Origin of the sequence: Vibrio sp. Hep-1b-8 (genome assembly GCF_006124995.1) — a bacterium.
Taxonomy (GTDB): domain Bacteria; phylum Pseudomonadota; class Gammaproteobacteria; order Enterobacterales; family Vibrionaceae; genus Vibrio.
In genome coordinates this window covers 26480-39958 of record NZ_QEWN01000132.1, presented here as the reverse complement: position 1 = coordinate 39958, position 13479 = coordinate 26480, and the positions used below count along the sequence as shown (strand labels likewise).

The 13479-nt window shown below is 44.7% G+C and carries 11 protein-coding genes; 3 read left to right on the top strand and 8 right to left on the bottom strand.

The annotated features are described in order from the left end of the window. Positions 1-10: 10 nt before the first annotated feature. The 3 genes from ybeY to miaB all read right to left on the bottom strand — a co-directional run bounded on the left by ybeY (position 11) and on the right by miaB (position 3123). On the bottom strand, positions 11-475 hold the full coding sequence (gene ybeY, locus DA100_RS18055; RefSeq protein WP_138973398.1) for an rRNA maturation RNase YbeY: 465 nt from the start codon (positions 473-475) through the stop codon (positions 11-13). A 2-nt stretch (positions 476-477) separates the two neighbouring features. Next, entirely contained in the window at positions 478-1590 is a 1113-nt protein-coding gene (locus DA100_RS18050; RefSeq protein WP_138973397.1) for a PhoH family protein, read from the bottom strand. A gap of 108 nt (positions 1591-1698) precedes the next feature. Further along, positions 1699-3123 carry a tRNA (N6-isopentenyl adenosine(37)-C2)-methylthiotransferase MiaB gene (gene miaB, locus DA100_RS18045; RefSeq protein WP_138973396.1) on the bottom strand — a complete coding sequence of 475 codons (1425 nt, stop codon included), beginning with the start codon at positions 3121-3123 and terminating at the stop codon, positions 1699-1701. A 289-nt stretch (positions 3124-3412) separates the two neighbouring features. On the opposite strand from miaB, the gene DA100_RS18040 reads away from it, so the two are divergent. Next, complete coding sequence (locus DA100_RS18040) at positions 3413-4567, top strand: 2-octaprenyl-3-methyl-6-methoxy-1,4-benzoquinol hydroxylase (protein ID WP_138973395.1); 1155 nt, start codon at positions 3413-3415, stop codon at positions 4565-4567. 62 nt (positions 4568-4629) lie between these two features. Here DA100_RS18040 and crr read toward each other — a convergent pair whose 3' ends face one another. The 5 genes from crr to cysZ form a co-directional block, all read right to left on the bottom strand. Beyond that, positions 4630-5139, bottom strand: coding sequence for a PTS glucose transporter subunit IIA (gene crr / locus DA100_RS18035; RefSeq protein WP_138973394.1), 510 nt, complete (start codon positions 5137-5139; stop codon positions 4630-4632). Positions 5140-5244: 105 nt separating this feature from the next. Then, the gene (gene ptsI, locus DA100_RS18030; RefSeq protein ID WP_138973393.1) at positions 5245-6969 is read right to left on the bottom strand and encodes a phosphoenolpyruvate-protein phosphotransferase PtsI; all 1725 of its coding nucleotides are present in this window, start codon (positions 6967-6969) and stop codon (positions 5245-5247) included. 137 nt (positions 6970-7106) lie between these two features. Then, positions 7107-7364 (bottom strand): HPr family phosphocarrier protein, encoded by a 258-nt coding sequence (locus DA100_RS18025; protein ID WP_004415108.1) that lies wholly within the window; start codon positions 7362-7364, stop codon positions 7107-7109. 299 nt (positions 7365-7663) lie between these two features. Then, positions 7664-8632, bottom strand: a complete 969-nt coding sequence (cysK, locus tag DA100_RS18015) for a cysteine synthase A (RefSeq protein ID WP_138973392.1) — start codon at positions 8630-8632, stop codon at positions 7664-7666. A gap of 443 nt (positions 8633-9075) precedes the next feature. Further along, a complete protein-coding gene (gene cysZ, locus DA100_RS18005) occupies positions 9076-9813 on the bottom strand; it encodes a sulfate transporter CysZ (RefSeq protein WP_138973391.1) in 738 nt (245 codons plus the stop codon). 205 nt (positions 9814-10018) lie between these two features. Here cysZ and zipA point away from each other — a divergent pair, with 205 nt between their 5' ends. Both zipA and ligA read left to right on the top strand, forming a co-directional pair. Then, the gene (gene zipA / locus DA100_RS18000) at positions 10019-10897 is read left to right on the top strand and encodes a cell division protein ZipA (RefSeq protein ID WP_138973390.1); all 879 of its coding nucleotides are present in this window, start codon (positions 10019-10021) and stop codon (positions 10895-10897) included. 177 nt (positions 10898-11074) lie between these two features. Beyond that, entirely contained in the window at positions 11075-13084 is a 2010-nt protein-coding gene (gene ligA, locus DA100_RS17995) for an NAD-dependent DNA ligase LigA (RefSeq protein WP_138973389.1), read from the top strand. Positions 13085-13479: the final 395 nt, after the last annotated feature.

Below are 13479 nucleotides of genomic sequence, written 5' to 3'. Positions count from 1 at the left end.
ATTACTTACACTACTCTTTCTCATCAATGTAGGGGTCATTAAAGCCCATACGTTGCATGATTTCTGTTTCGAGTGACTCCATCTCTTCAGCTTCGTCATCTTCGATATGATCATAACCTAGCAGATGCAAGCTACCATGTACAACCATATGCGCCCAGTGAGCCATTAGAGGTTTATTTTGCTCGATGGCCTCACGTTCAACGACTTGGCGGCAGATGATTAAATCACCCAATAAATCGATCTCAATGCCCGGAGGCGCTTCAAACGGAAAAGAAAGTACATTGGTTGGCTTGTCTTTGCCACGATAGTCATGGTTAAGCTGGTGGCTTTCTTCTTCATCCACTAAACGAACCGTTACTTCGGCTTGTGGTTGAAAGCTTGTCACAGCTGAGCTTAACCAGAGATGAATATCATCAAAAGTAGGTAAGCCGTTTTCATCTTCGACAGCTAATTGAAGATCCAGTTCAATACTCATGCTTAGTTACTCTCTTTTGCAACCGTATTGCTTACCGTTGCCGCTGCGTCAACTAGGGCTTGGTTAGCAGCCTGCTGAGCTTCACGCTCTTCACGGCGGATACGGTCGCGTTCTTTACGTTCTTTCTGATCTTTCGCTTCCCACTTCTCATAAGCATTAACGATGCGTGCGACCACTGGGTGACGAACAACATCATCGGCTAAGAAGAAGTTGAAGCTGATGTCATCGACATCACTTAGTACTTCGATTGCATGACGCAGGCCTGATTTTGCCCCGCGAGGTAAATCAATTTGAGTGATATCACCAGTAATCACCGCACGAGAGTTAAAGCCGATACGTGTTAAGAACATCTTCATCTGTTCTACGGTGGTGTTTTGGCTTTCGTCCAAGATGATGAATGCGTCGTTTAGTGTACGACCACGCATATAAGCCAGTGGTGCAACCTCGATAACGTTTCGTTCAATCAGTTTTTCAACCTTTTCGAATCCGAGCATTTCGAATAGAGCATCGTAAAGTGGACGAAGGTAAGGGTCGACTTTCTGGCTGAGATCTCCCGGAAGGAAACCGAGCTTTTCACCCGCTTCGACAGCAGGTCGAGTCAGCAGGATTCGACGAATTTCTTGTCGCTCTAGCGCATCAACGGCTGCGGCAACAGCAAGATAGGTTTTACCCGTACCCGCTGGACCAACGCCAAATGAAATATCATGAGTGACCATATTGACCAGATACTGTCCCTGATTTGGAGTACGAGGTTTGATCACCCCTTTCTTGGTCTTAATGAACACTTCTTTGCCATGTTCGATACTGGATTCTACATTTTGCTCTAGAACACCAGTCTCTTTGATCGCTAAGTGGATCTCATCAGGTTCGATATCGGGAATGTTGCCGCGGACTGGCGCAGTATTAACGTAGAGTGTTTTAATGATTTCTAAGGCTGCCGCAGATGTGTGCGGTTTGCCAACGATGGTAAAGAAGTTACCACGGTAGCTGATTTCAACGCCAAGACGGCGCTCAAGGTGTTTAATGTTGTCGTCGAAAGGACCACAAAGACTGGCTAAACGGCGATTGTCAGAAGGTTCTAGATTGATTTCTAGAGTTACAATTTTATTGCTCAAAGTTGCCTCTCAAAGTGTGCCATTCTAAAAAAGCCCGATTTAGACCGGGCTTCTAATGGCGATCGTTACCTATCTCTAAGATGGTAACTTATACAGCGATTTTCAAGCTTAAGGCGTAAAGGTTGCTACACCTAGCTCATCTTCGCGCTTTGTTTTTGCCATCATCTGAGTCGGAGAGATGACTGTGCGAAGGTCCATATCTTTTTCTGTACGAACCAGCTCACCACGTAGTGAGTTAGCGAATACGTCAGTGATCTTAACATCAACAAATTGACCGATAAGATCCGCACTACCTTCAAAGTTAACCACTCGGTTGTTCTCTGTACGAGCACGTAACTCCATTAGGTTCTTCTTAGAAGGACCTTCAACAAGAACACGTTGCTCAGTACCAAGCATTAGGCGAGAGTAACGCATTGCTTGAGCATTAATGGTTTGCTGTAGTTCATATAGACGCTCTTTCTTCTCTTGCTCTGGAACATCACATGGATAGTCTGCCGCAGGCGTACCTGGGCGCGGTGAGAAGATAAAGCTGAAGCTCATATCAAAATCAACGTCTTTAATTAACTTCATTGTATCTTGATGATCTTTTGCCGTTTCGCCTGGGAAACCAACAATAAAGTCTGAGCTGATTTGAATGTCAGGACGCGCTTTACGTAGCTTACGGATGATTGACTTGTATTCAATCGCCGTGTGTGGACGTTTCATCATCGTAAGAATACGGTCACTACCGCTCTGCACTGGTAGGTGCAAGAAACTTACTAGCTCTGGTGTGTCCTCGTATACCGCAATGATGTCATCAGTAAACTCTAGTGGGTGACTAGTAGTAAAGCGGATACGGTCAATACCATCAATCGATGCGACAAGACGAAGCAGTTCAGCAAATGAGCAGATTTCACCATCGTGCATCGGACCACGGTAAGCGTTAACGTTTTGACCCAGTAGGTTAACTTCACGCACGCCTTGGTCAGCCAATTGAGCAATTTCAAACAGAACATCATCCATTGGACGGCTAACTTCTTCGCCACGAGTGTATGGCACTACACAGTAAGTACAGTATTTAGAACAGCCTTCCATGATTGAAACGAAAGCAGTTGCGCCTTCTGCACGTGGTTCTGGAAGACGGTCAAACTTTTCAATCTCAGGGAATGAAATGTCCATCACCGGTGCTTCATCCAGTTGAGACTGTTTAATCATCTCTGGTAAGCGGTGAAGTGTTTGAGGACCAAAAATTACGTCTACAAATGGTGCACGTTCGCGAATGTGGTCGCCTTCCTGTGTTGCTACACAGCCACCAACACCAATCACAACACCTGGCTTTTTGTCTTTTAGAGTTTTCCAACGACCTAGCTGGTGGAATACCTTCTCTTGCGCTTTTTCCCGGATAGAACAGGTATTAAGTAATAACACGTCTGCTTCTTCTGGTTCTTCTGTCAGCTCATAGCCGTTAGCCGCGTTCAGTAGATCCGCCATTTTAGACGAATCGTATTCATTCATCTGGCAGCCCCAGGTTTTAATTAGCAGTTTTTTACTCATGTTGTTCGCTCGATCGTTAGTTTAAATTAAGGGAGCAAATCGCCCAATATTTCCAGTGAGTCACTCGCATCTACATGCTTGGGTGACTTTATTTTAGCCGCCATCTCGGCGGTAAGCCGCGTATTGTACTGCTTTAAAAACCTACTGACTAGTGTTGGTGCAAAAACAGTTAAACCCCATATTGCGCAAGGGGTTTGCCCTGATAGTGGGTAAGGTTTTTCGTTACATTTTGGTAATGAAAACGTACAATAAAAAACAGTCAATTTATCAAGTAATTGAAGTGCAAAATATGAGCAGATTTGATGTCGCAGTTATCGGTGGTGGTATGGTTGGAGCTGCAGTTGCAGTGGGCTTCGCTAAACAGGGGCGGAAGGTAGTTGTTGTCGAAGGCACAGCACCTGAAGAGTTCTCCCCTGAGCAACCTATGGATATACGTGTTTCTGCGATATCACAGCATTCGGTCGATATTTTGAGTGAGCTTGGGGCTTGGCATACGACATCACAAATGCGCGTGTGTCCATACCGCCGTTTAGAGACGTGGGAGCATCCTGAGTGCCGAACCCGTTTTCATTGCGACGAACTTGGTATGGATCGTCTGGGTTATATTGTTGAAAATCGCCTGATTCAGCTTGGATTGTGGGCTCAGTTCTCCCACTACTCGAATATTAGTTTACGCTGTCCAGATACCTTATCTGATATTGAGTTTGGTGAAGTATCGAAAGTGACTCTCAGCTCTGGAGAAGAACTGGTGGTTGACTTGGTGGTTGGCGCTGATGGAGCGAATTCAAAGGTTCGTGATTTAGCGGGGATAGGGGTTACCGCGTGGGATTACCGCCAGCACTGTATGCTAATCAACGTCAAAACTGAGATCGAACAGCAAGATATTACGTGGCAACAGTTCACCCCATCAGGCCCTCGTTCCTTTTTGCCATTATGTGGCAATCAAGGTTCACTGGTTTGGTATGATTCACCAAAGCGCATCAGGCAGTTATGTGCGATGACGCCAGCACAACTTCGAGAAGAAGTATTGGCTTACTTTCCTGCGGAATTGGGCGATATCGAAGTGCTTCAATACGGTTCGTTTCCGTTAACGCGCCGTCATGCTCAACGCTATTCTGCATTAGGCTGTGTGTTAGTCGGTGATTCTGCACATACTATCAATCCATTAGCTGGACAGGGTGTGAATCTTGGATTTAAAGATGTCGAAGCGCTGCTGACGGCCACTCAAAATCACGAGGTATTAACTCAATCCTTACTTGTGCAATATGAACGTAATAGGCGTTATGACAACTTGCTAATGCAATCCGGGATGGATTTTTTCTATAAGGGTTTCAGCAATGATTTTGCGCCGCTTAAACTGTTAAGAAATGCGGCACTTAAGGTCGCTGAGAATGCTGGACCTCTGAAAACTCAAGTGCTGAAATATGCCTTGGGGTTGAAGTAACAAGATAAGCAAAAAAAAACGCAGCCATCGGCTGCGTTTTTTAATATCTAGTTAAGTAAAAATTACTTAGTTACACGTAGAACTGGAGTTTCACCAACAGTTACAGAACCAGAAAGCTTGTTCAGCTCTTTGATTTCGTCCATGTTAGAGATAACAACTGGAGTAAGAGTAGACTTTGCTTTCTCTTCAAGTAGTGCTAGATCGAACTCAATGATAGTGTCGCCAGCTTTCACTGCTTGACCTTCTTCAGCGATACGCTTGAAGCCTTCACCTTTCAGCTCAACAGTGTCGATACCGAAGTGAACAAATAGCTCTACACCATCGTCAGATTCGATAGAGAACGCGTGGTTCGTTTCGAAGATCTTACCGATAGTACCGTTTACAGGAGCTACCATTTTGTTACCAGCAGGTTTGATAGCAATACCATCACCAACGATTTTTTCAGCAAAAACAACATCTGGCACATCTTCGATGTTTACGATTTCACCAGATAGAGGTGCGATGATTTCGATTGCACCAGCGTCAGCGCTGTCGTCAGATACTAGCTTCTTAAGTTTGTCAAACAGACCCATTGTGTCATGCTCCTAACGTTTTCATTTAATTCTGTCGAATTATAGTATACCAATATAGAGAGATAGACGACTTTTTTTACCGTCTATCTCATTGGAATTAGTTGGTTATTGAGTTTTCTCAGCGATGAATTTCTCAACAACTGCTTCGATCTCAGCTGCAGTTGGTAGAGATAGAGCTTCTTCCGCCATCGCTTTCACTTCAGCGAAGTTAGAGTTACGAATAACTTTCTTCACTTTAGGAATAGAGATACCGCTCATAGAGAACTCATCTAAGCCCATGCCTAGTAGAAGTAGCGTAGCGCGCTCATCACCTGCAAGCTCACCACACATACCAGTCCATTTACCTTCAGCGTGAGAAGCGTCGATAACTTGCTTAATCACTGTTAGTACTGCTGGAGATAGTGGGTTGTAAAGGTGAGAAATCATCTCGTTACCACGGTCTACTGCTAGTGTGTACTGAGTCAGGTCGTTAGTACCGATAGAGAAGAAGGCAACTTCTTTCGCTAGGTGGTGTGCAATTGCAGCTGCTGCTGGAGTTTCAACCATAACACCGATTTCGATGTCTTCGTCGAATGCATGACCTTCAGCACGTAGCTCAGCTTTGTACTCTTCGATTGCTTTCTTCAGTTCACGGATCTCTTCAACCGAGATGATCATTGGGAACATGATGCGTAGCTTACCGTGTGCAGAAGCACGCAGGATACCGCGTAGCTGGTCACGTAGGATTTCACGACGATCTAAGCTGATACGTACTGCGCGCCAGCCTAAGAACGGGTTCATCTCTTGAGGAAGATCCATGTATGGTAGATCTTTATCGCCACCGATATCCATAGTACGGATGATCACTGACTCACCGTTCATAGCTTCAGCAACTTCTTTGTAAGCTTGGTATTGCTCTTCCTCAGTTGGAAGTGCATCACGGTCCATGAATAGGAATTCAGTACGGTACAGACCAACACCTTCACCACCGTTACGGATGATGCCGTCACAGTCTTTAATAGTACCGATGTTACCGCAAACTTCTACGCGGTGACCGTCTAGAGTCTCAGCGTGTAGATCTTTCAGTTTAGCAAGTTCTTCTTTCTCAGCGATGAAAGCGGCTTTAACAGCTTTTGCTTCTTCTAGCTCAGCATCAGAAGGGTTGATAACGATCTTGTTGTTCATCGCATCAAGAATCAGCATGTCGCCGTTCTTAACGCGCGATGTGATGTCGTTAGTACCAACGATAGCTGGAAGCTCAAGAGAGCGCGCCATGATAGAAGTGTGAGAAGTACGACCACCGATGTCACAAGCAAAACCAAGAACGTAGTCCAGGTTAATCTGTGCTGTTTCAGATGGTGTTAGGTCGTAAGCGACTAGGATCACTTGTTCGTTAATATCGCTTAGCGAAACAATGTTGATGCCTAGAGCATTTTTAACAAAACGAGAGCCGATATCACGGATATCAGTTGCTCGCTCTTTTAGATATTCGTCGTCTAGAGATTCTAGCGCCGATGCTTGCTCTTCGATAACCGTGTAGATCGCGTTATCAGCGTGCATCTTGTCATTTTTAATCAGTGCTAGGATTTCTTCCTCTAGCTCTTCGTCTTCAAGAAGCATGATGTGACCTTCAAAGATCGCTTCTTTCTCTTCACCGAAGGTTTCAAGTGCTTTCTGCTTGATAGTTTCTAGTTGAGCAGATGACTTGTTACGTGCGTCAAAGAAACGCGCAACTTCTGCTTCTACTTGATCATCAGAAATAGTATTTGTGTTTAGGACAATTTCATCTTCTTGAAGTAGTAGTGCTTTACCGATAGCAATACCAGGAGATGCTAGGATGCCTGAAATCATAGCCTTACCTTAAATTGGTCAACTTTAAAACGGGAGAATAATGAGTGCGCTAACGAATAGTTGTAGCTTATATTTTGGCCTATTTCCAACAAAGCCATTTTGCGTTGACAAAATGGCTTTGAAAATAGGAGACCGGATTAGTGTAGTTGATCCATTAGAGCAACTAGGTGGTCAACAGCTTGTTGAGCTTGTGGGCCCTCAGCTGAGATAGAAACTACTGTACCTTTAACTAGGCCAAGAGTTTGTAGCTTGAAAAGGCTCTTCGCGCTAGCGCTTTTGCCGTTAGAAGTCACAGTGATGTCCGCGTCGAATGCTTTAGCTTCTTTAACGAACTGTGCAGCTGGACGAGTGTGAAGACCGTTTTCTGCAGTGATTTCTACTTGCTTCTCGTACATGTTATATACCCCAATTGATTTATATTTTGATAGTTTCTTAACCAGAATCAGCTTAACTCCAATTATAGTATTCTGCTAGTTGCAGAACGTTCAATTCGTGTCAGAAGTGATACTGGTTGTAAATTTAACAATTGCGCTTTCAATCTTTGCTGTCTTTCGCAATTGAGATAAATTCTTATCTAGCCTTTATTTTGATGCTAGAAATAAAACAGTCCTGATATTACCAAAGGTGAGGCAGGGATCAACAAAAAAGCCCCTGAATGGGGCTTTTTTAGACGAAAAATTGATTTAACCACATATTACTGTTGGTTCTCTTTCTCCGTAAAGATGCCAGCAAACAGGGCTGTACTTAGGTAACGTTCACCTGAACTTGGTAGGATGGTAACGATGGTTTTTCCTTCAAATTCAGGAAGTTCTGCAAGGCGGTTGGCTGCAACCACTGCCGCGCCAGAAGAGATACCCGCTAGGATACCTTCCTCTTCCATTAGGCGACGAGCCATCGCAATCGCTTCATCAGAAGTCACGGCTTCAACACGGTCAATTATCTCTAAATCGAGGTTTCCTGGAATGAAACCAGCACCGATACCCTGAATTTTGTGTGGTGCAGGCTGGATTTCGTCACCCGCTAGCGCTTGAGCGATAACTGGAGATTCAGCTGGCTCTACCGCGACAGAGACAATGTTCTTGCCTTTTTCGCCCTTAATGTAACGGCTCGTACCTGTGATAGTACCGCCAGTACCAACACCCGCAACGAATACGTCAATTTGACCGTCAGTGGCATCCCAAATCTCAGGTCCGGTTGTTTTTTCGTGAACCTGCGGGTTTGCTGGGTTGTTGAATTGCTGAAGAAGCAAGTACTTATCAGGATTGCTAGCAACAATTTCTTCTGCTTTAGCAATTGCCCCTTTCATCCCTTTTGCTGCTTCAGTCAGTTCTAAGTTTGCACCTAGAGCTTTCAGCAGCTTACGACGTTCTAGACTCATTGACTCAGGCATTGTAAGAGTCAGTTTGTAACCACGAGCAGCTGCAACGAAGGCTAGAGCAACACCAGTGTTACCACTCGTTGGTTCAACAAGCTCTACGCCTGGTTTAAGAGTACCAGCCTTTTCTGCTTCCCAAATCATGTTTGCACCGATACGACATTTAACGCTGAAGCTCGGGTTGCGTGCTTCGATTTTCGCTAACACCTTACCGTTACTTACTTTGTTTAGGCGTACTAGAGGAGTGTTACCAATAGTTTGAGAATTGTCTTCGTAGATTTTGCTCATGGTGTGATCCTTCATCTTTGTTTCGGTCTGCTTGATAGTTATCAAACAGAAGTATGTATGGAGATAATTTATTGGGTAGAGATTAGGACAGCTTGAAAAATGAGAAAAGGATTAAATAGTTATATGATATGAAAGGGTGAGAGGAAGGAGCGGGCTTCGCCCTAAAGAACGCTTCGCTACGAGACCGGACTTCTTGCTGAGAGAGTTTAGATCGGGCTCCGCCCTGCGAGAGGTGTGGGCGGGGAGTGAGTTGATAGAACCTTTAGTGCAAAGGCATTGACATAACTTGTCCCAGCGCAGAGATAATATTCTCGCCTCTCGCCTCTCGCCTCTCGCCTCTCGCCTCTCGCCTCTCGCCTCTCGCCTCTCGCCTCTCGCCTCTCGCCTCTCGCCTCTCGCCTCTCGCCTCTCGCCTCTCGCCTCTCGCCTCTCGCCTCTCGCCTCTACTTCTTAAACTCCGCCACCCACATCGACGTGGCACCGCATACGGCAATAGGCATAACAATAAGGTTTAAGACAGGAATTGTCGTAAACACAGAAACAAGCGCGCCGAAGCTATATGCCTTACCTTGTTTTTGTTTCAAATTGTAACGCATCTCATTAAATGGCACTTTGTGGTTATCAAACGGATAGTCACAATACTGAATAGCCAGGATCCAAGCGGTGAAGATAAACCAAAGTACAGGTCCTACAGTCTGACCCAGCGCGGGAATGAGCAGTAACAAGAACAGGCCAATGGCTTTAGGAAGCACGTAAACCAGTTTACGCCATTCACGGGCTAAGATACGCGGTGTATCTTTAACCACGGCCAGCATTCCATCGTCATTAACTTTTTGTCCAGTGAGGTAAACTTCTACTTTTTCAGCCAGCAGCCCATTAAAGGGAGCGGCGATGAAGTTTGCTAGAGTACTAAAAAAGTATGAAAACGTAGCCAGTATAGTTAACACAAGCAAAGGCCATAAAAGGTAGCTCAACCAAGAAAGAAACTCTGGCAATTGCCCTAGCAACTGCTCAATCCACATATCTAGGTGAGAGAAAAGATAAAATAGGGCACCACCGACCAGTAGGACATTGGTCAACAGAGGTAAAACAACAAACTGGCGAATGCCAGGAGTGAGCGCCAATTCCAAGCCATGAAAGAAATAGCCAAATCCAGAACGCTGTCGAATATGTGTATTCATAGTGATTTTTAGTGGTTTAAAAACGAACGTATTCTATCTTATCAAGAAAAAAGCGTGTTCAAAATCACAACATTATCAGAACTTCTAACATTAAGTTGTTCTAAAACGGGCCAGAGTTTTGGTAGAGTAACTTAGATATAGGTTTAAACAGATTCAATCTAAGCAATGTTATCGCATTGTCTTATTGAACAAATGAGAGCTAAACATGCAGGAACTGCGATTTGTACTCATAATTGTTGGAGCATTAGCGATTGCCGCTCTTTTGTTCCATGGTTTATGGACAAGTAAAAAAGAAGGTAAGACCAAGTTTGGAAGTAAGCCACTTGGTAAGTTAGATGTCGAAAATGAAGAGTCGGACGTAGTACCTGAACGAGCCTTTGCTCCAGAAGACGATTTCGAGATTATCAAAAAAGAGCGTAAAGAGCCGGGATTTGTTGCGCAGGAAGAAGTGATAGCGGATCCGTTGATTGATAGTTATCAAGATCTTGAGCAAGCAGAGCCTGTGCAACCTGCTAAGAGAGAAGACGAGCTAGAGCTGGAGGTACCATCCATTTCAACTCAAGTGTTGGATGAGATTGAACCGATTGGCGACACGAGCATCGAAATAGCTGCCGAGTCTGAAGCTTTGGAAGTTAAAGAAGCAGACCGTGTTGAAGAAGCACCATTAGAAGTGATTGTGCTTAATGTGCACTGCTCGGGTGATGAGCCTTTTATTGGCACTAAACTGTTTGAAAGTATGCAGCAGAATGGCCTAATTTACGGTGAGATGGATATTTTCCACCGACATGCAGATCTTTCTGGGACTGGAAAAGTGTTATTTAGCGTTGCCAATATGATGCAGCCAGGGACGTTGCAGCATGATGATCCAGCAGAGTTTTCTACAAAAGGCATCTCGTTCTTTATGACACTACCATGTTACGGTGACCCAGATCCAAACTTCAAACTGATGCTAAAAACGGCACAGCAAATTGCTGACGATCTTGGTGCGAATGTACTCGACGATGCGAGAAACTTAATGACGCCAAATCGTATCGATGCTTACAAAGCTCAAATCCAAAAGTTTAAGGCCGCCGCTACAGCGTAGTGGTGTTACCACGAACCGCAATTTTAAGGCTCCTAAATGGAGCCTTTATTATTTTTGATTACAGCTTGAGGCTATTGATAACTTGTACTGGCATGGTCATACTTCATGGCAACTAAATTGCCGTACTGCATATCAATGCGGTCTGTAATTCAAACTAAATAAAAATCAGAGTTAGTTATGTCGCAACAGATTCAAGAAAAACTAAACCAGTTACGTGAAAGCCTGCATTATCACGGTGTAAAGTATTACGTAGAGGATAGTCCCGAAATTCCAGATGCCGAGTATGATCGCTTGATGCGCGAGCTGATGGACATTGAGGCCCAGCATCCTGACCTAGTAACACTTGACTCTCCAAGCCAGCGTGTTGGCGGTGCTCCATTAGATGGCTTTGATTCTGTCAGCCATGAGATCCCAATGCTATCTCTCGACAACGCATTCGATGATGGCGAACTTGACGCGTTTAACAAGCGTATGTCTGATCGACTCACTGGTACTCAGATTGACACATTTTGTTGTGAGCCTAAGCTCGATGGCTTGGCGGTGAGTCTTCTCTACGTGAATGGTCTATTTGTCCAAGCTGCAACTCGCGGTGATGGTGCCACAGGAGAAAACATCACGGAAAATGTGCGCACGATTAAAGCGATCCCTTTGAAGTTGCAAGGAGAAGGCTGGCCGGAGCGACTTGAGGTGCGTGGTGAAGTGTTTATGCCTAAAGAAGGTTTTGCCAAGCTCAATGAACAGGCACTAAAGAAAGGTGACAAAGTCTTTGTCAATCCTCGCAATGCCGCAGCGGGTAGTTTACGTCAGCTTGATTCTCGCATTACGGCTAAGCGCCCGTTGAGCTTTTATGCCTACAGCGTGGGCGTGGTAGAGGGGACGTCATTATCAGAAAGTCATTACGAGCGATTTCTCCAATTAAAAGGCTGGGGGCTGCCGATGTGTCCAGAAACTCGACGGGTAGCAAATCTCGATCAAGTTAAGGATTACTATCGCGATATTCTCAATCGCCGAGATCAACTGCCGTATGAAATTGATGGCGTTGTAATCAAAGTGGATGATATTGCTATCCAAGAGCAACTAGGCTTCGTCGCTAGAGCTCCACGCTGGGCCATTGCTTACAAGTTTCCTGCGCAAGAAGAAATTACTCTTTTAAATGATGTTGAGTTCCAAGTCGGACGCACTGGCGCCATTACGCCAGTAGCAAAACTAGAACCTGTCTTTGTCGGTGGTGTTACGGTCAGCAATGCCACTTTGCATAATGCGGATGAAATCGCTCGTCTAGGCGTAAAAATTGGTGATAGTGTTGTTATTCGCCGAGCTGGCGATGTTATTCCACAGATTGTCTCAATTGTTTTAGACCGCCGTCCGCAAAACGCTCAAGAGATCGTGTTTCCAACCCTTTGTCCAGTATGTGGCTCCGCTGTTGAGCGTGTCGAAGGTGAAGCTGTTGCTCGCTGTAGCGGCGGCTTAGTGTGTCAGGCTCAACGTAAGGAAGCACTTAAACACTTCGTATCGAGAAAGGCGCTTGATGTCGATGGTTTAGGTGAAAAGGTCATCGAGCAACTTGTGGATCGCGAGATGGTCGAAACTCCTGCGGATCTGTTTAAACTTTCTGCTGGTGTGATAACCGTGCTCGATCGAATGGGGCCCAAATCGGCGCAAAATGTCGAGGATGCGTTATCTAAAGCCAAAGCCACCACCTTGCCTCGATTCCTATATTCGTTGGGGATCCGTGAAGTAGGTGAGGCAACGGCGGCAAACCTAGCTCAACATTTCAAATCATTGGAAGCGGTGCAATCGGCGAGTCATGAAGAACTTATCGAAGTTCAAGATATTGGTGGCATTGTTGCGAGTCATATCACGACATTTTTTGCTCAGGATAAAAACAAACTGGTGATAGATGAACTGCGTGCTCAAGGTGTTCATTGGCCAGATATTGAAGTGAAAGACTCAAGTGCCCCTCAACCTTTGGCTGGCAAGATAGTTGTATTAACTGGATCGTTGTCGCAGCTAACGAGAACGGATGCAAAAGCCGCCTTAGAAGGGCTTGGCGCAAAAGTGACCGGTAGTGTGTCTAAGAAAACGGATATTCTTTTTGCTGGTGACAACGCCGGCTCTAAGCTCGCGAAGGCGCAGGAACTGGGTGTGGAAATTCGCACAGAAGCAGACTTAATTGCCTTAATGTAACACTGAAAAAAATGATGAAAGCCACCGTTATGGTGGCTTTTTTTTTGTTTGTAATTAATAGGGCTTTTTTGTCTAGGTTGGGCGTGTTTTTGCGTCTGTGAAGCTGGTCAATAAAATTGAAATTTATCTTCTTTTGACAAAGAAATGCGATGCACTTCAATGTGATTTTTGACTTTTTTATATGTAAGTATCTGTTTTTTATATTTTAATTTGTTTTTTTGATTAACGGTGTATGCTTATTGTCGATCTAGATCACTCGTTTGATAAAACTTTGTGGCTGGTCATATTTTTTTATATGAAAATTAAGTTCTGATTGATGTTTTTTGCCGCGAAGTTAGTCTGTAGCCATGGATACACGGTGTGTATGCAGGAAATAGAGGGCTAACAATTAATGA